Here is an 18,067-nt window from a genome sequence, read left to right as displayed (position 1 = left end):
TAATTAAACAAGTATATCGTAAAATTATAAAATTACAACAATGGTTTGCTTGAATTAGCATCACGAAATGATAAAATTACCATAAAAAAAAGCCCCTTTAAAAGAGGCTTTCAACTTAGAAAATAAGCATACCCGCAATTGCTGCGTTTAACAGGTTTGCAAGGGTACCAGCTAAGATCGCACGCATTCCAAACTTTGCAATTTCCGGACGACGTTTCGGTGCAAGACCGCCTAGTCCACCTAATAGGATTGCAAGAGATGAGAAGTTTGCAAATCCACATAGAGCGAAGCTAATAATCGCCACTGTTTTATCAGATAGATTCCCAGCACTGATTTCCGGTCCGAAAGAAGAGAAAGCCACAAATTCGTTCAAAATCAACTTCTGTCCAATGTAGTTACCTGCTTGGACAGCATCTTGCCATGGAACACCAATTACAAACGCAAGTGGTGAGAAGATATACCCAAGAATTTGCTGAATGGTTAAGCCACCTGCACCAAACCAACCGCCAACTGCACCAAGCAAGCCATTTAAAAGCGCAATTAAAGCGATAAATGCAAGAAGCATAGCTCCAACGTTTAAAGCAAGTTTCAGTCCGTCTGATGCACCGTGTGCCGCAGCGTCAATCACGTTAACGTGATCTTCATTTCTTTCCATTTTAATTTCTTTAGCTGTTTCTGGTGTTTCTGTTTCAGGCATAATCAGCTTCGCCATTAATAGACCACCTGGCGCTGCCATGAAACTTGCCGCTAGGAGATACTCAAGCGGTACACCGAGCAAAGAATAACCAATTAATACAGAGCCGGCAACAGAAGCAAGTCCACCTGTCATAACGGCAAATAACTCAGATTTCGTCATTTTATCCAAGTAAGGTTTAATCACAAGCGGTGCTTCTGTTTGACCAACAAAGATATTCGCTGTTGCTGATAAAGATTCCGCTTTACTTGTTCCAAGTGCCCATGAGATCGCTCCACCAAGAATACGAATGACCCATTGCATAATACCAAGATAATAAAGAACTGAAATAAGAGAAGAGAAGAAGATAATAATGGTTAGAACTTGAAATGCAAAGATCATCCCAATATCTTCATTACCAATTAAACCACCGAATAGGAATCCAATTCCTTCATTAGCATAGCCAATAATATCTTGAACGAATAAGGATAATTGCTTTAAAGCTGCCTTACCCGCTTCCCATTTAAGTACCACAAATGCAAATGCGACCTGAATTGCAAGTGCTCCTAGCACCGTACGAAGGTTAATCGCTTTGCGGTTTGTTGAAAAGATTAAGGCAATGGCAAAAAGTACAGCCATACCACCAAATCCCCATAGTATTTGCATATTTTACACCCCTCGTTAAATATTGTATCCGTTTATAAGCATAGGCTACCCCATTACCAGATTTAAAATAGAAATATTATAGCATTCAGCTAAATACAGCGCTTACAAACAGTTTTTTTAGTCGTCTGAAAATTCGACATTTTTCGCAGATAAGCGGAAAATAAAAAGTCTGCTCTCTCTCTATCAGACTTCAATGAACCTTTGTCATTATAACACAGAATATGAGCAATGAAAGCCCTTAATTGTCCTCATTTAATTTTTGCGTAATTTTTTTAATTAGAGATTCTGACGTTTCAGCATTGATTAAGCGACCTTCAACAATCGCAAACGCCTCACTGTAGCAATTCCCACAATAACCAAGGCAACCATAATCAATTAATTGAACTCCTGGTACTCTCTCGAATACTTCCCATACCTTTCGATTTTCTCTTACATTACCAGCACAAAATTCGATTGTTTTCATTTTCATACCACTCCCCCAGCTACGCATTTCAGAAATGTTATTGTACATAAGTCTCAGTTTCGCTATACTTTTAACTGTCATAAAACATTCAAATGTATAAGTATAGTATAGCGCGTGTCGCTTCCTTATTTCTTCCTAAATCTTAACTTCTTCTTTAGCTTCTCTACATTATATAGGAAGACAGCGTTATTGAATTTTATCAAAGGGGACCTCTTATCATGAAAAGGCTAGTGCTTTTAGGCGGCGGATACGGTGGTATGCGCATTCTACAGAAATTATTTTCATCTGATTTACCAGAAGACCTCACGATTACGCTTGTTGACCGAAATCCTTATCATAGTATGAAAACGGAATATTACGCGCTTGCAGCCGGCACAGCAAGTGATCACCACATACGCGTCCAATTCCCAGTCCATCAAAAACTTGAAATCAAATATGGTGAAATCGAAAGTATTGACATGGATGCTAATGAAATTCACTTGAAGGATGATGAAACCCTAGCATACGACACCCTTGTGATTGGCCTAGGTTGTGAAGATAAATATCACAATGTACCAGGTGCAGATGTTCATACGTTAAGTATTCAAACCATTGATTCTTCCAGAAGAACATATGAAACCTTGAATAACCTCGGTGCAAACTCAATTGTTGGAATTGTTGGAGCTGGCTTGAGTGGCGTTGAGCTTGCTAGTGAACTTCACGAGAGCAGACCCGATCTTCAAGTTAAATTATTTGATCGTGGGCATACCATCCTTTCCGCTTTTCCTGAAAGACTCGGAAAGTACGTACAGTCCTGGTTTGAAGAACGCAGTGTTGAGGTGGTTAGTGAATCCAATATAACAAAAGTAGAACCGAATACCCTTTTTAATCATGGAGAACCCGTTCACTGTGACTCAATTGTTTGGACGGCCGGCATTCAGCCAAACAAAATTGTTCGTGAGCTAGACGTAGAAAAAGATCCACAGCAGAGGATTATCCTGAATGACTACCACTCTATTCCAAATCACGACAATGTCTTTGTAGTTGGCGACTGCGCCAGTTTGCCACATGCACCAAGTGCTCAGCTTGCTGAAGAACAGGCTGAACAAATTGCCCTTGTGCTACAAAAGCAATGGAAAAATGAAACACCGCCAGCTCTTCCACCGATTAAGATCAAAGGAACGCTTGGCTCACTCGGAAGTAAACATGGCTTTGGCGTGATGGCGAATCGACCACTCACTGGTCGAGTACCGCGTCTACTTAAGTCAGGGATCTTATGGATGTATAAAAATCATAATGGTTAATTCAAAACCCCTCTACTACATTAGTGGAGGGGTTTCTTGATAAAACTCAAAAAAATAAAGTATATGTGTAATCAACAAACAGATACTTTGTTTAATTTACAAAGTGTGTATGCTTCGTTTTCCACTTTTCAAGAGCAATATATAACCAGAAGCTATAGATTCCTAAAGTTATAATGGTTAAAAGCCACCATTTTATCCAATTACCAAAAAGCTGCAATGCAGTACCATCAAACCGAAGTCGTTTTCCACCAATTACCGTATGTCTTGCTTTCCATGAATAAATCATTGTGTAAGACCATGGAAAACAAATCCCTAACGTTATGACCGTAACGATCCACCCTAACAAAGTGTAGCCAATAAGCTGGAATAGTCCACCGTCAAAGTATGAGCTTGTTTCTCCTCGCTGTAATCGAATTTCCGTGACTGATCCTGTCTCCAATTATCATCTCTCCTAAATAAATTTATAATAACAACCTCCTTATCTTCTCTAATTATCCATTTGTTTCCTTCTCAAAAGCAAAAAAAAGAGCAAGTTGCTTTCAACTCGCTCTTCTTGCCTTTTTATGCCGTAGCTGATTGATCTTCCAATACAGCATAGAGATCTTTCAACCTTGGATTTCCTTCTGAAACAATCTCATTTTGAACGACGATGACGGGATAAAATAGATCTTCATCAATTACTTTAGCGGCAAAAATCGCTTCTGCTCCTGAGAGTTGACTATGAATATCAATATATCGAACGGCAATTTGTCGATCCGGGTATTTCCGATCAAGGGCAGCTTTTAACCATTCAGCCGTTTCTTCTGAAGAAGGCAGGTTCACACAACTTGCACAACGTTCGCCTGCTCCATAGACAAGTACTTCCTCCATGATGAAAAACGTCCTTTCTATTCAATCCATTTACCTTTATTGTACCTTATTCCATTGAGACAGAAAAGAACCATTCGCCTTTTTTAGTACTTGCAATCATTTCCCTAGATGTTCCATCTTGAATCTGATTTCATACCATGATAAAGTAAGATGAGAATAATAATCATTCCACAATAACACATAGATTTTTCACATCATCATTAGTATAATGGAAGTATGAAGGGAGTCGATGAATGATGCAAGAGCAAGTACAAGATGTATTGAATAAACTGCGTCCATTCCTCCTGCGTGACGGCGGAGACGTAGAGCTTGTAGACATCGAAGACGGCGTAGTTAAAGTACGTCTAATGGGAGCGTGCGGCAGCTGCCCAAGTTCCACAATTACACTTAAAGCAGGAATCGAACGTGCACTACTTGAAGAAGTTCCTGGTGTAACAGAACTCGAGCAAGTATTTTAAACCAAACACATCCATCCCCTCTAGACTAGAGGGGATTTTTTGTTTTAACTTAGCCAATCCACTCGTCTCATTTGGCTCCCGTAATCCCCCATCAACTCTTGAAATAACAAACGATAAACTTCCTCTCGCTCACCTTCTCTTCTCACAAATTTCTTTAAGTTTAGAAAGCTCCGTTCTTTCTCTTTCAAATTGCCATCACTATAATAATGCTCAACCGTCTCCACATAAGGGAGCGGAAAAAGCAAACGTGCATATAAGAGATTCCAGTCCATTTGATTCAGCGACCGACGTTCATGATAATCCCACAAGAACTGCCTGATTGTTTCAAAGTTCCCTTCTCCTTCTACCAACTCATATCGAATCCATTCGGCAAGATCTCTAGCTGGATGGTCTAATATAAAATCATTTGGAAACAGTCCTTCTGAATTCCGGCGATATTTCGCTGTATACCGGTTAAACGCGAGGGTTCTAACTTGAAATGGATTTGTTCCTGTATCAATCCCGCAGTCCACGATGTACTGAATCGCATTTTCTGCTAAGCCAGAGTAATAAGGAAACGTTTCAATAAACCATGTATCAAATTCTCGATGAGGCTGTGCCTGATTTTTCAATTCTTCTCGAAACGATTCAAGCTGATCCATTCTGAACTGCCATCTCATTTGCCATGGTTGAATTTCCGGTAAATCATTGTAAGCCACTAGAAGATTACCTGCTTTTCGATGAAAGAGTGCCAGCCGACTGCCGTCACTATGATAAGTGTGACGTTGAAACGGTTTTTGATAAAGAACGTGAGCTTCATTTTGTATCGTCTCAATATACTTCCCTCTTCTTGAAGCAATTGGCAACATCGTTGGTTCATTCTGGTGATTAAAATAATTGGCCACCATAACATACCAAGGGAATTCACTTTCCTGCTCTAACTGTGCCCGTTTCAATATAAATTCTGATTGATCTGAACCCCTAAGTAAGTAGCCACCTTTTTCCTCATTCTGCTGATCCACAACAATTCCATATTGATGAAAAATCTCCCGCTCCAGCATGCTAACCCTCCGGCATTTCGTCTTTGTATTTGTACTATATGCCTAAGGCGCCCAATCGGTGTAATCGATTCAACTGAACATAACTGTCATATTCCTCCGCCCTTCACCATATACTAATATAATCAACTCTATCCAATACCAATTTACTATAAAGTTAGGTGGGACAAGAATGGGCCAAGAACATATGGACCTTGTAGAAAAAGCAGCGAGAAGTAAATTAAAAGAACGTGGAGTCGAGATCAAAGATATCGCAGACCTCGTCTTTTACCTTCAAGAAAAATATCACCCTAACCTTAAGATAGAAACATGTATCCAGAACGTAGAACGCGTGTTATCAAAAAGAGAAGTTCAAAATGCAGTATTAACTGGCATCCAACTTGATGAATTAACGGAGAAAAAACTTCTTGATCAACCGCTCCAAGATATTTTAATGAAAGATGAAGGGTTATATGGTGTCGATGAAATTATTGCTTTATCAATCGTCAACGTGTATGGTTCGATAGGTTTTACGAATTATGGCTTTATCGATAAGCAAAAGCCAGGTATTCTAGAACGATTAAATGATAAGACGACAGGTGAATGTCACACATACCTCGATGATATTGTTGGCGCGATTGCAGCAGCCGCCTCAAGTCGTCTTGCACATCGAGCACAAAAAACGGAATAACCCAATATAAAAACGCCCTCCGGGGGCGTTTTTATATGCTCCATTCATCTAATGTTTGAATGGTATACGTTGGGAGCTTTTCCACTGACTCCAAGTGCTCTTTCGTCGTGACACCCGTATGCACAAGCAGGGTATCTAATCCTGCGTTAATGCCTGCAAGGATATCTGTACGGTAATTATCCCCTACCATTAACGTCTCTTCCTTAGATGTACCGAGTTGTGCCAAAGCTTGTTCCATAATAATCGGTTCAGGCTTTCCAATAAAAATCGGATCCGTTTCTGTTGAAACAGAAACCACTGAAGTTAATGAACCATTACCAGGTAGCAATCCACGTTCTGTTGGAATCGCAATATCGCCATTAGTTGATATAAACGTAGCCCCGTTTCGAACGGCAATACAAGCTTTAGCAAATTTTTCATAAGTAATTGAGCGGTCAATGCCAACGACAACGTAATCGGGATGATCGTCTTGAAGCGTTAGTCCTTCATCCGTTAACGCATCGAGAATCCCTTCTTCACCGATTACATACACCGATGCATCATTCTTCTCATGTGAGATATAGCTTGCTGTCGCCATACTTGTTGTAAACACATGATCTGGCGTGCAAGGAACACCAAATGCCTCAAGCTTCTCAGACACTTGTTCTTTCCGTTTTGATGAATTGTTCGTCACAAATAAATAAGGAATATCCGCTTCCTTTAAACGCTTCACGAATTCAACTGCCTCATGAATCTTTTCAGTGCCACGGTACATCGTGCCATCTAGATCAATTAAATAACCTTTATAGTTTTTCATTTTTTACTTCCTCCTTCTATTTATCCATTCCATAAGAAAACCGCTTTCATTTATCGAAAGCGGTTCCCTTGTCGTGTTTTTAATGCATAACGTTAGCTGCTTTTCACAGTTTTTACTACCTCTCATCAAAAACACCCTTCTTTCTTTACATGCTTCGATTATTCAAGTTTTAACGATGATTGTCTGGAAGAAAAGCTGAGACTGCGCCCAATTCTTGCGTTAAGTACTTTCTAATATCAGCAGGAAATTGCTCAAGTGCACTGAGATTTTTCCGAAGGTTTTGCTCCAATGGGCCATGTTGAGTGTTCACATACTCCTGCATAAGCGGTTTTCTCATACCCACTACTTCTTTTAACCGAACAGCATTCTCAGAGGAAATCACTTTTTCATCAGATAAAATTTCAATAATATCCTCATAACTACCCGGATCTCGCATAATAAAACCATCGATCATGCTGTTTCCGACATCGATCATGCTTTCAATAAAAACATGATGAAGTCTCTCTAATCCAAGCATTTGAAGTTCCGTCTCAAAAGAACTTTCTTTTAATATCCTAATCATTTTATCAAAATAAATGAGTTGTTCTTCAATCTTCTTACGATCCACAAAGTACATAGAATACACCTGCCTCTAATCCAATCGATATAAATACTTTTCTTTAGTGTATCATATCCTAAAATGCAAAAGCTTACATTTTCTATTGAAAGCTTGTATGAGAACGCTTCATAAGATGGTATGATAGCGTTAACTAGAAAAGGAGGGTGCTATGATGGAAGATGAACGACTCATCTACGACGAACAGGAGGCTACTGAAGCCAGGTTCGTGTGCTTTATGGGAAGCAATCATCGTTTTGACCTTTGTATTGTAAAATCAGATCGCTTTTATGGAAAATCGTTAGTCCTCGATATTCAGGGAGGCAAATTTGCAATTATCGGCCACGATGATCTAAATGAGCCAGGAAACCTCGAGCATGCCTACTCTCTCAATGAGGAAGATGCCGAAGAACTTCGCAACTTCTTGAGAGAAGTTCTAAGTCACTAATATTTTAGTTAGCAATGAATACACTACCTCCTAAGGTGGTGTTTATTCATGTTTGATGATGAAGATTATCAAGACTTTGCTAACGTAGAAAAAGGAAGAAATTACGTCCTTCCAGAAGATACCCCTGAAGGTCCATATGGTTCACCGGTAAATAAAAAGCTGGGTAAAACGACGCCATGGCGAGAAGGGCAGCGATCTTACAGTGCGTTTAACTACGAGAATAAAAACCTTCACCAACACTTACCTCGTCAGTACCCTGGTTCCCATCCACCACACGATGATCCAAACAAGGACTCTGAAAAACCATACAAAGCATAAGCCTACTCGGCTTATGCTTCTTGTTGTTGCTTCTTAGGATTTTCTTTCTTTTGCTTTTTTAATACAAAGTAAGGACAGCCAAAATTGCAGTATTCATATAAATAATCCAGCACCGTGCTGAATTTTGTATCAAATGTCGCTTTCTGATTGCGATCATCAAAAAATCCTTTTAATCGAAGCTGACCGTATCCCCAGTCTCCGACAATATAGTCGTATTTATCTAGAATCTCACTATATCGAGCAAGAAAAGCTTCTTCGTTCCATCCTTCTCTTTCATCTTTCATCAACTCAAATGTATGTTGATTCACTTTTATCATGCTACTTCCCTCATTTCAAATGGGCTCATTAGTCTAATGATACCTTTTTTATTGGAATTGTCCAAGTAATACCAGGAAAAAAGAAGCTTAGTTCGGTCATGATAACAGTATGGAGGTGAAGACATTTGAAAAAACACATATTGCTTATACTGCCACTTGCAATCGGAATTACGGCATGTCAGGGAGAAAATGCGACTGATTCCTTTGATCATGCAGATTTAACACCGGTTAAAACCGATCCAGAAGAGTACGGAATGAATACGGCAAACTCTCAGGAAAAGGCCAAAAAAGGCGGATTTGGTTACATTCGCCACACACGAAATACAAACAACATGAATTCTCAAAAGCAACCTGAAAACATTGCTTACCTCGATCGTGATCGTATGTCTGATATGATCGGCTCGATGGCCATCGTGCTTCCTTATGTGAATGATGTGGCAACGCTAGTGACAGATGAAGAAGTGTTAATCGCCTATAAATCCACTTCGAAAGACCGTGATGCAACCGCTGATCAAGTTAAGAAAACAGCCCTTTCCGTTATCCCAAGGTATTACCATGTGTATGTTTCAGACGAAGAAGGAATGATTGCGGAAGTTGAACGGTATCAAAATGCCTCTGCGGCAACAGGGGATTTAGATCAAAGCATTGAGGAAACCATTTCTAAAATGAAAAAAGCACCACAAGGCAAAAAAGTGAGTGATGGAGAGAATGAGAACGGTGAAATGAAAGGTGAAATGAATGAGGATTTAAACGATACAGGCGGTAAGGAAATGATGTCGAAGTAAAAAAATCGGCCCTCAGCAGGCCGATTTTCTGGTTTTTCTAAAACTAACTTAATTTGTTGCTTGTTTCGCGGCATTAACTTGCTCATCCGCATGATAAGAAGAACGTACCATTGGACCTGATTCACAGTGCTTAAATCCTTTTTCCAATGCAATATCCTTTAACTCAAGAAATTCTTGTGGCGTCCAATATTTTTCAACTTTTAAATGCTTTTTCGAAGGTTGTAAGTATTGGCCAAGTGTCACAATATCAACGTCGTGTGCCCGAAGATCATCCAATGTTTGAATAATTTCTTCTTTTGTTTCACCTAGTCCCAGCATAATGCTTGATTTTGTCGGAATCTCAGGGTTCATTTCCTTGGCACGCTGAAGAAACTCAAGAGTACGACGATATTTTGCACGCGCACGCACTCTTGGCGTTAAACGCTCCACTGTTTCAATATTATGATTCATGATATCCGGTTTTGCGTCCATAAGGGTTTCAAGCGCTTCGTATTGACCACCCATGTCAGAAGGAAGAACTTCAATTGAGCAGAATGGATTTTTTCTACGAATAGCTCGAACCGTTTCAGCAAATACAGCTGCACCGCCATCTTTCAAATCATCTCGGGCTACTGCCGTGATGACAACGTGCTTTAAGCCCATTTGTTCAACCGAATCAGCAACACGCTCTGGTTCAGCCCAATCTAGTTCTGTTGGAAGACCTGTTTTAACCGCACAGAAACGGCACGCTCGCGTACAAACATCACCAAGAATCATAAATGTCGCTGTTTTACGTACTGCCCAGCACTCATGAATATTAGGACAACGCGCTTCTTCACAGACCGTATGTAGTTTCTTCTCACGCATCATCTTTTTAAGACCTTTATAGTTCTCGTTCGTATTTAATTTTATTTTCAACCATTCGGGTTTTCTTAGATACTCTTCTTTCTTACTCAATACATTCACCTCACCTATCACTTTTCTGTATTAAAGAATACCATAGTTGCCCCATGGATTTCCATAAAAAGTGTGAATCTCGTGACGATTAAGACTTTAGACCTTCCATTATTTAGATCTAATGATTTGCGATTTGAAATGCACACTAAGTGTAATGACAAATAACGAAAGGAGAAGAAACGATTGAGAAAATGCAGTTTTCTTATCCTTGTTCTTTTCTTTCTCATACCAGCTACTGTTTTTTCTGCTGAAGTAGATGAAGATAAATTAAGGAACGAACGCATGATGCTGTTTCATAAGATGGAAGCCGTCACGCAAGTTCCATGGTATCTTTACGCCGGAATTGATCAATATGAACGAAGCATTAGGAGGTCTCAAAAAGATATTCCTCGTGAAAAAGGAGCTATAGCCATTTACATTGCTCCAGAAAAATGGACGGGCGCAGCAAATCCGAATAAGGAAGATACAAGCACAGAGTCGATTTCGTTTTTTGGCGGCATAGGACTTGATGGGAACGGTGATGGTAAAGCAGACCGAACGAATGATGAAGATCTTCTTTATACGATTGGTGACTTCTTGCAAAAATACGGAACTTCGTTCGAAGACCTACAAATTGGATTATGGGACTTTTATCACCGCGATCAGGCAGTTCGAACCATTACAAGCAATAGCGCTGTTTACAAACGATTCGAAACGCTAAAGCTTGATAAACATGCCTTTCCAGTCCCTCTGCACGCAAACTACAGCTACCGAAGCACGTGGGGTGACCGACGAGGTTGGGGTGGCCTTCGCATTCATGAAGGAACAGATATTTTTGCTTCTTATGGTGTTGGTGTTAAAGCCACAAGTTATGGAACTGTTGAAACAAAAGGATGGAATGAATATGGTGGTTGGCGGATTGGCATCCGGGATATTGATGGAAATTACCACTACTATGCACACCTAAACGGTTTTGAAAAAGGGATTGAGAAGGGAAGCGTTGTTCAGCCTGGTGAGATCATTGGCTACGTTGGTAGCTCAGGATATGGCCCTAAAGGAACAGCCGGGAAATTTCCACCGCACCTGCATTACGGTATTTATAAAGATAACGGAAGAACAGAATGGTCATATGATCCTTATCCTTCTTTACGACTTTGGGAACGCCAGGAAAGAGCGCGAAAAAAATCCTAAAAAAAGAAGAACTAGCGCGCTAGTTCTTCTTTTAGTTTCATTGTTTTTTTGAGACTCTAACAGCATTTAGAATACTTGCTGCAAGTCCTCCCCAGATAATAACCATTCCAACAATCATCATAAAGATCGCACTACCACCCATATTAGCTTACCTCCTTATACTTTTGCTGCTCTACTTTCGCATCCCATTTCTTTAGGCTGAATAGAATTCCAACCAGAATGGCGAACCCTGCGACAGCCCAGCCGCTATAAAGGATAAAGCCGTTTGAGTAACCTTCATAGTTTCCAGTAGGCGTATCAAATTGACGAAGAAGATTCGTTTTAAACAGATCAAACATCATGTATCCAAGTACTAACGGAGTAATAACGCCAAGACATGCTTTCCACCAGTACTTCAGCGAAATATCTGAAATGCCGTTTGCATGTGTTTCAAGCGTATTAAGCTCACGAAGCACCCACGCAACAACGACTACTTCTACAAGACCAACAAATGCAATACCGAACTGGTTAATGAAATAATCCGCTGCATCTAGGAAGAACAAGCCACCTTGAGTTGCAAATAAAATGGAGATAATGGAAGAAATTCCTCCACCAATTAACACAGCTTTTGTACGAGAAATGCCAAATTTCTCAGAAACCCCTGCAACGTACGTTTCTGAAATGGAAATAAGAGAAGACAATCCAGCAAGAACAAGTGATGCAAAGAACAAGAAGCCAAACAAACCGTTCAATGCTGGGAACTCATTAATAATTTGTGGGAAGACTACAAAAGCTAGTCCTACGCCACCGCTCACTACTTCTCCAACGCTAAGTCCTTGCTGTTGGGCCATAAAACCTAGTGCTGAGAATACACCAATACCAGCAAGTAATTCGAATGCTGAGTTACCGAAACCAGTAATAAAGGCGTTATTCGTAATATCTGACTTCTTCGGTAAGTAACTAGAATAAGTAATCATAATAGCAAAAGCAATTGATAAACTAAAGAAGATTTGTCCATAGGCAGCAACCCATACACTACCAGATGTAATGCTGTCAAAATTCGGTGTAAAGAAAGCATTTAGTCCTTCAGCAGCACCAGGAAGCGTCACTGCTCGGATGACAATAATTAAGAAAAGAACAATTAAAGTAGGAATGAAAATCTTGTTTGCACGCTCAATTCCTTTTTTAACACCGGCAAGAAGAACGCCTAATGTGATAATCCATACAGCAATTAACGGAAGAAATACGCCTGGTACGATACTACCTGTTTGTCCAGGATCAACCGTCAATTTCAAATAGTCGTTAAAAAGGAACGCTTCTGTATCTGAACCCCAGCTCTGGTTGAAAGCAAAATAGCTATACGAGATCGCCCACGCAATAATTACGGCGTAGTATGTCGAGATAACGAAGGCAACAATAACGCCCCACCAGCCAAGCCACTCCATCTTTTTATTCATTCGAAAGAACGAAAGTGGCGCTGATCCACGGAACTTATGCCCTATTGTAAATTCAAGAATTAAAATTGGGATTCCAGCTGTTAGTAATGCAAATAAATAAGGTATAAAAAATGCCCCGCCACCATTGTCATAAGCAACAGCCGGAAATCTCCAAATGTTTCCTAGACCTATCGCTGATCCAACTGCAGCTAAAATAAATCCAGCCCTTGTTCCCCATTGCGCACGATTTTCCAAATGAATTACCCCCTTGAACAAATTAAACCCTTTTCACTATAAGCCCCCTTCCAGAAAAAGGTTAAGACTTTTAAGTAAATTCAGATTATTTTGTTTATAGTATATCTAGTACGTATGTCCTTGTCAAAACAATCTTTTTTCTTTTTTGGTATGAATCGTTCAATTTTTCATAGAAATCTCTCTATTTTTGTGTGAAAACATAAAAAAACAGGAGGAAATACCTCCTGTTTCATTATTATTTTGCCGCTTCAACCGGTCTGTTGGCATACTTTGTTTTCAGGATAAAAGCGAGAATTCCAAAGAAAACGGCTGTGACAACAAATCCAATAATCGCACTACCTGTAAATCCTAAAACAAGGTAGCCAAGCAATGATATTCCTGCTACGAGCAAAGCATAAGGCAACTGAGTCATCACATGATCGATATGGTGACTTCCTGCCCCTGTGGAAGAAAGAATGGTTGTATCTGAGATCGGTGAACAATGATCACCGAAGACAGCTCCGGCAAGGACAGCTGCAAGAACTGGCAGCATGTAAGTAGGATCAGTTGCCGCAGCAATCTCCCCCGCAATTGGAAGCATAATGCCAAATGTTCCCCACGAAGTACCTGTTGCAAAGGCCATTACGCCTGCAAGCAAGAATAAAATGGCAGGCAAGAAGCCGATCATAATGTGGTCATTTACTAGACCTGCAAGATACTTTCCTGTTCCTAGACTTCCAATAATCTCAATTAGCGTCCACGCAAAGAAAAGAATGTATACCGCCGGAAGCATTGACTTAATTCCTTCCCATATTCCTTTACCAAGCACGGCACCGCCCATTCGTTTCATAAAGAAGAAAATGAGAGATGTTGCAAGCCCAATTAATCCACCATATAGAAGCGATGCGGCAACATCCGTGTTTTCAAAAATCGACAAAGCGGTTACTGCTGTATCTGTTCCACTCACCGCCTGGATGCCTGTGATAATCATAAACGCCACAGTTCCTGCAATCAGCATGATGATCGGCCATGCAAGATCTGCTACTTTCCCTTTTTCACTTTCAGGAAGACCTGTTGTTTGACCAGGTACGGCACCTTGATCAGGATCAAGAACATCACCAGTTTTCTGGGCACGATCTTCATGAACCTTCATTGCTTTTAAGTTGATATCGAAATAACTCACAAAGAAAACCATAGCTAGAGCAAAAAGAGCGTATAAGTTCATTGGAATCATTCTGATAAACGCTTCTAATGCGCCAACCCCTGTAATACTATGTGTTGCTAGTACGCCACCAATAAGTGCGATAATATAAGCACCCCAGCTTGAAATCGGGGAAATAATACACATCGGTGCTGCAGTGGAGTCAATAATATAAGCAAGTTTTGCCCTTGATACATGATGCCTGTCCGTAATCGGTCGACTCACATTACCAACGGCTAGCGAATTAAAGTAATCGTCAATAAAAATAATAATACCAAATACGGCTGTTACAAGCTGTGCGCCAACTCTTGTTTTGACGCGTTTCATCGCCCATTCACCAAAGGCACGACTTCCACCTGAGATCGAGATAAAGGCTGTCATCATTCCTAATAAAAGTAAGAAGAAAATAATGTACATGTTCCAAGTATTTAAGCCACCGCTCTCGGAATCAATAAAAATACCTTTCACGATTGTATAAATTTCATTTAATGATCCTGGCACACTCCAATTGTTGATCATAAGTGCACCAAGAATAATTCCCACTCCGAGAGAAGGAAGCACTTTCCTTGTCACCACTACCATCAGCAAAGCGATGAGTGGTGGAATAATGGATAGAATTGAATTCTCCATGAATATCCTCCTAATAAATGATTGATCATCATAATCGGAATGGACGCCTACCCTCAGCTTTCTCGTCGTATTTAACCGCAAAAAAGCGAGCAATGATAGGATTGGTCCTATCATTGCTCGCTTCACCGAGTCAATGTTAAGTGTCCACCCCGATCAGTAGTTCTCCATTACAAGTTAGACTCATAATGACAGTTCGACACTTTTTCAATGCCGCCCCAACATAAATAATGTGACCGTTATTTATGCTTCGGCAGATCTCCCTTTCGATGCTGATCATTGGTGTCATTCTCCCAACACGTACTCATGAGGATCTGCTCCTCTACCTCATCGTATAAGATAAGGAACAATATTAAGTTCAGTTTTAAAGTATACCTTACTTTCTCTCATCCTGCAATTGTAGATTATTCCATATCATCAATTTGAATAGATGGAGTAGGTAACCCACCTTCTGAACCATTGTTATAGAAATTTGGTACTTCACCTGGAATAATCGTTAACAAAACGGGAATATCCGTCGTCACCACATCAGAATCCGTCGCAAATGGGATAACGATTTTTACTTTCACTTCAATATGAACCCGAATGTCGACAGAAATATTATTAATACCAACTGGTTCAATTGTACTTTTATAATCAGATTTCACTTCACCGATCGCTGTGAAACGCACAGGAACTTTTGGTCCCATATTGGCAAGTAACGTGTTATCAAACGCCTGGCCAATTGGAATATAATGAATGATCCCATTATCTAACGATGTTTGATCATCTACTTCAAGCTCCACACCATTTTGTTCCGCCCAGTAATCTAACGTTCCGTCTTCCACACTTTTTAGAAATCGCTGTACTTTTTCAGTTGATTGGGCAAGCACCTGAGTAACTGCCCTTTGATTGATCTGAACTCGCACCAACTTTCCTTCATTATCAGTCACTTCTTTTATTAACGAATCTTGATAATTATCTACTTCTTCAGCCATCTTCTGATTAATGGCTTCGTTAATCGCTATTGTTGCGATCCGATTCGTCTCTGTACGGGCAATTTCAATCAGTGTAGGCTTTATTCCTTTTTCAACGATCCATAGCCCCTGGACCGTCATAAAAATGAATAGTAAGAAGGAGATGACAAATACATAACGAAAGGGAAGCGGCCCCTTCCTAAAGAATTTTCTACGAGTTCGAAACACCATGAACCCTCCCTTCTCTTCCTCATGTATATGCCATGAAAGAGAGAAGTATGGACAATTTCTCCAGAATGCTGCTTCCTTATTAATATGATTTTCTAATAAAAAAAGAAAAAAGCCTAAGCAAATTAGCTACGGCTTTTTTCACATCATCTTAAGCATGGCATCTCTGCCCTTGGTGCCGACCTTAATGCCTCGTGCTTCTGCTTCAAGCGTAACAGATTCAAGTGGGGCATCAAGCAGCTGATCAATCGATCTTACGCCTACAGCTCTTCCTGCAATAATCTTCCGGTCACTTAACTTCTCATTAAGTAAGGCAATATCCAGTGCGCCGCACATAATATAGCCATTTTCATTCATGACCGCCAGAAAATTTGTTTTTGGAAGCTGCATACTAACTGCTGTAAACGGATGACCATCAATCATAATTGGTGTCATAGTGATCACGTCATTCCCGCCTCCTGACCTGAATGAGTATCACTATATCTATATGAACCCAACAGCATGTTTGACAATCATACGTACAAAGTTTTAATGCCTATTCTCAAGACGCCAGGCAAGAAGATCACGAAGCATTTCAGGAAGATAATACTTCTTCTTTGCATGCTTCATTTGTGGATAGAATTTACCAAACGTGAACATATCAGCTGTGGCCACGGCATATTCTTGATCAGATATGAGTGGCTGACCATTGTGAAGAACGTCAGTGACATGACGAAGTCCATCTTCCATCTCAACCGTCGTCCCTTCAAGACCGTCGAATGCCATGATGCCCATCACTTCTCCTCTGAATCCTAGTCCTTTAAAACTTAAGTTCACGATTTCATCTGACATCGCGTGGGAAATGATTTCGCGTAACTCACTTCCTCTTAAGATCACTTTACAAGGGTTTACGGGATGAGGACAAATGCGGTGGAGATCTTCTCGTGAGACATGTCCTTCTGGTAATCCATCAAGGAGCATACCGGCATTAATCATGCCAATATCTGCATGACACCATTCACGAAGGGCAGCGGCTAATTCATCCGCTAAAACCGACCGTTGAAACCACTCAGATTCAAGGGGTTGCTCAAGTCGACAGACAACTTCTTCTAGCATCGATTGCGCTTCTATACTTAATCGTTGAATCATTTCAAAAGTTGAACGATCTTCTTTCCGATTTCGAACCGAAATTGCATACGCCTCTTTATCCATAATCTCCTTTGTGTCCATATCGATGCAAACAGTCACTTCTCCAACGTAATTCCCGTTTTTCCCTGCCTGTGTAATGAGCGTGTCCTCTACAAGCATCCCATGCTTCAATACATGATGGGTATGAGCACCGATAATAATATCAATGCCATTCATCTCTCGTGCCATTTGTTCGTCATTGCCTAGTCCCATATGAGACATCAGCACGACAATATCTGAGTGTTGCCGAACTTCATCAATCATAGCTTGTAGAAAATCATATGGCGAATCGATTTTCCAACCTAATAGCGAGTAAAATTGCTCATACGGAATCGTAATGCCAATGATCCCCACTTTCACACCGTTTAACTCATGAATTTTATAAGGGGCCGCCCATGCGGGTCTTGTGCCATCTTGATGATAGAGATTCGCCACAAGCACCTCAAAACTAGCTTCCGTATACAGCGCTTCTAGCTCTTTTTTTGAAAACGTAATGCCTTCATTATTGCCAATTGTGGCGTAGTCGTATTGAAGATCATTCAACAGCTGAACGTTGCCCTTTCCAACCATTCCCTCAGTCATTGGATGAACCTTATCAGAATGGTCTCCTAAATCGAGAAGGAGATAGGGTGTGCCTTGAAGCTCGTGCATGCGCTTCTTCTCTTTGAGATAAGACGACACCTTGGACCAGTTTTCGAAATGACTGTGAAGATCGTTCGTATAATAAAATTGTAATGTTCTAGAAGTCAAGACA

Annotated in this window: 22 protein-coding genes and 1 riboswitch; of the genes, 7 read left to right on the top strand and 15 right to left on the bottom strand. The window is 40.4% G+C overall.

Annotation, left to right across the window (positions count from 1 at the left end):
- Positions 1–115: 115 nt before the first annotated feature.
- Both LCL91_RS11260 and LCL91_RS11255 read right to left on the bottom strand, forming a co-directional pair.
- Complete coding sequence (locus tag LCL91_RS11260; RefSeq protein ID WP_224882440.1) at positions 116–1,339, bottom strand: NupC/NupG family nucleoside CNT transporter; 1,224 nt, start codon at positions 1,337–1,339, stop codon at positions 116–118.
- A gap of 238 nt (positions 1,340–1,577) precedes the next feature.
- Positions 1,578–1,808 carry a DUF1450 domain-containing protein gene (locus LCL91_RS11255; RefSeq protein WP_224882439.1) on the bottom strand — a complete coding sequence of 77 codons (231 nt, stop codon included), beginning with the start codon at positions 1,806–1,808 and terminating at the stop codon, positions 1,578–1,580.
- Positions 1,809–2,020: 212 nt separating this feature from the next.
- Here LCL91_RS11255 and LCL91_RS11250 point away from each other — a divergent pair, with 212 nt between their 5' ends.
- A complete protein-coding gene (locus LCL91_RS11250) occupies positions 2,021–3,085 on the top strand; it encodes an NAD(P)/FAD-dependent oxidoreductase (RefSeq protein WP_224882437.1) in 1,065 nt (354 codons plus the stop codon).
- A 91-nt stretch (positions 3,086–3,176) separates the two neighbouring features.
- Here the strand turns inward: LCL91_RS11250 and LCL91_RS11245 are convergent, their stop codons facing one another.
- Both LCL91_RS11245 and LCL91_RS11240 read right to left on the bottom strand, forming a co-directional pair.
- Positions 3,177–3,524 (bottom strand): DUF898 domain-containing protein, encoded by a 348-nt coding sequence (locus LCL91_RS11245; RefSeq protein WP_224882435.1) that lies wholly within the window; start codon positions 3,522–3,524, stop codon positions 3,177–3,179.
- Positions 3,525–3,646: 122 nt separating this feature from the next.
- Positions 3,647–3,955, bottom strand: coding sequence for a DUF1462 family protein (locus tag LCL91_RS11240; protein ID WP_159784554.1), 309 nt, complete (start codon positions 3,953–3,955; stop codon positions 3,647–3,649).
- A gap of 236 nt (positions 3,956–4,191) precedes the next feature.
- Here LCL91_RS11240 and LCL91_RS11235 point away from each other — a divergent pair, with 236 nt between their 5' ends.
- On the top strand, positions 4,192–4,413 hold the full coding sequence (locus LCL91_RS11235) for a NifU family protein (protein WP_142329613.1): 222 nt from the start codon (positions 4,192–4,194) through the stop codon (positions 4,411–4,413).
- A gap of 44 nt (positions 4,414–4,457) precedes the next feature.
- Here the strand turns inward: LCL91_RS11235 and LCL91_RS11230 are convergent, their stop codons facing one another.
- On the bottom strand, positions 4,458–5,453 hold the full coding sequence (locus tag LCL91_RS11230) for a hypothetical protein (RefSeq protein WP_224882433.1): 996 nt from the start codon (positions 5,451–5,453) through the stop codon (positions 4,458–4,460).
- 169 nt (positions 5,454–5,622) lie between these two features.
- On the opposite strand from LCL91_RS11230, the gene LCL91_RS11225 reads away from it, so the two are divergent.
- Entirely contained in the window at positions 5,623–6,120 is a 498-nt protein-coding gene (locus LCL91_RS11225; protein WP_160920723.1) for a phosphatidylglycerophosphatase A family protein, read from the top strand.
- 31 nt (positions 6,121–6,151) lie between these two features.
- Here LCL91_RS11225 and LCL91_RS11220 read toward each other — a convergent pair whose 3' ends face one another.
- Positions 6,152–6,916 carry a TIGR01457 family HAD-type hydrolase gene (locus LCL91_RS11220; protein WP_224882431.1) on the bottom strand — a complete coding sequence of 255 codons (765 nt, stop codon included), beginning with the start codon at positions 6,914–6,916 and terminating at the stop codon, positions 6,152–6,154.
- Between the two features lie 169 nt (positions 6,917–7,085).
- Positions 7,086–7,532, bottom strand: coding sequence for a DUF86 domain-containing protein (locus LCL91_RS11215; RefSeq protein WP_224882429.1), 447 nt, complete (start codon positions 7,530–7,532; stop codon positions 7,086–7,088).
- A 154-nt stretch (positions 7,533–7,686) separates the two neighbouring features.
- On the opposite strand from LCL91_RS11215, the gene LCL91_RS11210 reads away from it, so the two are divergent.
- Positions 7,687–7,959 carry a DUF3055 domain-containing protein gene (locus LCL91_RS11210; protein ID WP_098444844.1) on the top strand — a complete coding sequence of 91 codons (273 nt, stop codon included), beginning with the start codon at positions 7,687–7,689 and terminating at the stop codon, positions 7,957–7,959.
- A gap of 48 nt (positions 7,960–8,007) precedes the next feature.
- On the top strand, positions 8,008–8,277 hold the full coding sequence (locus LCL91_RS11205; protein WP_224882428.1) for a hypothetical protein: 270 nt from the start codon (positions 8,008–8,010) through the stop codon (positions 8,275–8,277).
- A gap of 11 nt (positions 8,278–8,288) precedes the next feature.
- Here the strand turns inward: LCL91_RS11205 and LCL91_RS11200 are convergent, their stop codons facing one another.
- Entirely contained in the window at positions 8,289–8,594 is a 306-nt protein-coding gene (locus tag LCL91_RS11200; RefSeq protein WP_159787681.1) for a YutD family protein, read from the bottom strand.
- A 125-nt stretch (positions 8,595–8,719) separates the two neighbouring features.
- On the opposite strand from LCL91_RS11200, the gene LCL91_RS11195 reads away from it, so the two are divergent.
- A complete protein-coding gene (locus LCL91_RS11195; RefSeq protein ID WP_224882427.1) occupies positions 8,720–9,379 on the top strand; it encodes a YhcN/YlaJ family sporulation lipoprotein in 660 nt (219 codons plus the stop codon).
- Between the two features lie 48 nt (positions 9,380–9,427).
- On the opposite strand, the gene lipA is transcribed toward LCL91_RS11195, so the two are convergent.
- A complete protein-coding gene (gene lipA / locus LCL91_RS11190) occupies positions 9,428–10,315 on the bottom strand; it encodes a lipoyl synthase (RefSeq protein ID WP_098444848.1) in 888 nt (295 codons plus the stop codon).
- Positions 10,316–10,498: 183 nt separating this feature from the next.
- Here lipA and LCL91_RS11185 point away from each other — a divergent pair, with 183 nt between their 5' ends.
- Positions 10,499–11,485 carry a M23 family metallopeptidase gene (locus LCL91_RS11185; protein WP_224882426.1) on the top strand — a complete coding sequence of 329 codons (987 nt, stop codon included), beginning with the start codon at positions 10,499–10,501 and terminating at the stop codon, positions 11,483–11,485.
- Between the two features lie 37 nt (positions 11,486–11,522).
- On the opposite strand, the gene LCL91_RS11180 is transcribed toward LCL91_RS11185, so the two are convergent.
- From LCL91_RS11180 to LCL91_RS11150, 6 genes are all read right to left on the bottom strand, one after another.
- Positions 11,523–11,627, bottom strand: a complete 105-nt coding sequence (locus tag LCL91_RS11180; protein ID WP_098444849.1) for a methionine/alanine import family NSS transporter small subunit — start codon at positions 11,625–11,627, stop codon at positions 11,523–11,525.
- A gap of 1 nt (position 11,628) precedes the next feature.
- On the bottom strand, positions 11,629–13,155 hold the full coding sequence (locus LCL91_RS11175; protein WP_159784572.1) for a sodium-dependent transporter: 1,527 nt from the start codon (positions 13,153–13,155) through the stop codon (positions 11,629–11,631).
- A gap of 235 nt (positions 13,156–13,390) precedes the next feature.
- On the bottom strand, positions 13,391–14,965 hold the full coding sequence (locus LCL91_RS11170; RefSeq protein ID WP_224882425.1) for a Na+/H+ antiporter NhaC family protein: 1,575 nt from the start codon (positions 14,963–14,965) through the stop codon (positions 13,391–13,393).
- Between the two features lie 149 nt (positions 14,966–15,114).
- A riboswitch (Lysine riboswitch) is annotated at positions 15,115–15,295 on the bottom strand.
- A 71-nt stretch (positions 15,296–15,366) separates the two neighbouring features.
- A complete protein-coding gene (gene yunB / locus LCL91_RS11160) occupies positions 15,367–16,146 on the bottom strand; it encodes a sporulation protein YunB (RefSeq protein WP_159784581.1) in 780 nt (259 codons plus the stop codon).
- A gap of 141 nt (positions 16,147–16,287) precedes the next feature.
- Positions 16,288–16,590 carry a YunC family protein gene (locus LCL91_RS11155; protein WP_224882424.1) on the bottom strand — a complete coding sequence of 101 codons (303 nt, stop codon included), beginning with the start codon at positions 16,588–16,590 and terminating at the stop codon, positions 16,288–16,290.
- A gap of 84 nt (positions 16,591–16,674) precedes the next feature.
- Positions 16,675–18,063: a bifunctional metallophosphatase/5'-nucleotidase gene (locus LCL91_RS11150; RefSeq protein ID WP_224882423.1), complete on the bottom strand. Its 1,389-nt coding sequence runs from the start codon at positions 18,061–18,063 to the stop codon at positions 16,675–16,677.
- Positions 18,064–18,067: the final 4 nt, after the last annotated feature.

The organism is Guptibacillus hwajinpoensis, from assembly GCF_020171785.1.
GTDB classification, from domain to species: domain Bacteria; phylum Bacillota; class Bacilli; order Bacillales; family Guptibacillaceae; genus Guptibacillus; species Guptibacillus sedimenti.
Note: the sequence above shows the minus strand (reverse complement) of the source record. Positions and strands in the feature narration are given on the sequence as shown.

Bases quoted from the DNA above. Each gene is read 5' to 3' on its own strand.
- LCL91_RS11260 (WP_224882440.1), bottom strand. From the start codon at position 1,339: ATGCAAATACTATGGGGATTTGGTGGTATGGCTGTACTTTTTGCCATT.
- LCL91_RS11255 (WP_224882439.1), bottom strand. From the start codon at position 1,808: ATGAAAATGAAAACAATCGAATTTTGTGCTGGTAATGTAAGAGAAAAT.
- LCL91_RS11250 (WP_224882437.1), top strand. From the start codon at position 2,021: ATGAAAAGGCTAGTGCTTTTAGGCGGCGGATACGGTGGTATGCGCATT.
- LCL91_RS11240 (WP_159784554.1), bottom strand. From the start codon at position 3,955: ATGGAGGAAGTACTTGTCTATGGAGCAGGCGAACGTTGTGCAAGTTGT.
- LCL91_RS11235 (WP_142329613.1), top strand. From the start codon at position 4,192: ATGCAAGAGCAAGTACAAGATGTATTGAATAAACTGCGTCCATTCCTC.
- LCL91_RS11230 (WP_224882433.1), bottom strand. From the start codon at position 5,453: ATGCTGGAGCGGGAGATTTTTCATCAATATGGAATTGTTGTGGATCAG.
- LCL91_RS11225 (WP_160920723.1), top strand. From the start codon at position 5,623: ATGGGCCAAGAACATATGGACCTTGTAGAAAAAGCAGCGAGAAGTAAA.
- LCL91_RS11220 (WP_224882431.1), bottom strand. From the start codon at position 6,916: ATGAAAAACTATAAAGGTTATTTAATTGATCTAGATGGCACGATGTAC.
- LCL91_RS11215 (WP_224882429.1), bottom strand. From the start codon at position 7,532: ATGTACTTTGTGGATCGTAAGAAGATTGAAGAACAACTCATTTATTTT.
- LCL91_RS11210 (WP_098444844.1), top strand. From the start codon at position 7,687: ATGGAAGATGAACGACTCATCTACGACGAACAGGAGGCTACTGAAGCC.
- LCL91_RS11205 (WP_224882428.1), top strand. From the start codon at position 8,008: ATGTTTGATGATGAAGATTATCAAGACTTTGCTAACGTAGAAAAAGGA.
- LCL91_RS11200 (WP_159787681.1), bottom strand. From the start codon at position 8,594: ATGATAAAAGTGAATCAACATACATTTGAGTTGATGAAAGATGAAAGA.
- LCL91_RS11180 (WP_098444849.1), bottom strand. From the start codon at position 11,627: ATGGGTGGTAGTGCGATCTTTATGATGATTGTTGGAATGGTTATTATC.
- LCL91_RS11170 (WP_224882425.1), bottom strand. From the start codon at position 14,965: ATGGAGAATTCAATTCTATCCATTATTCCACCACTCATCGCTTTGCTG.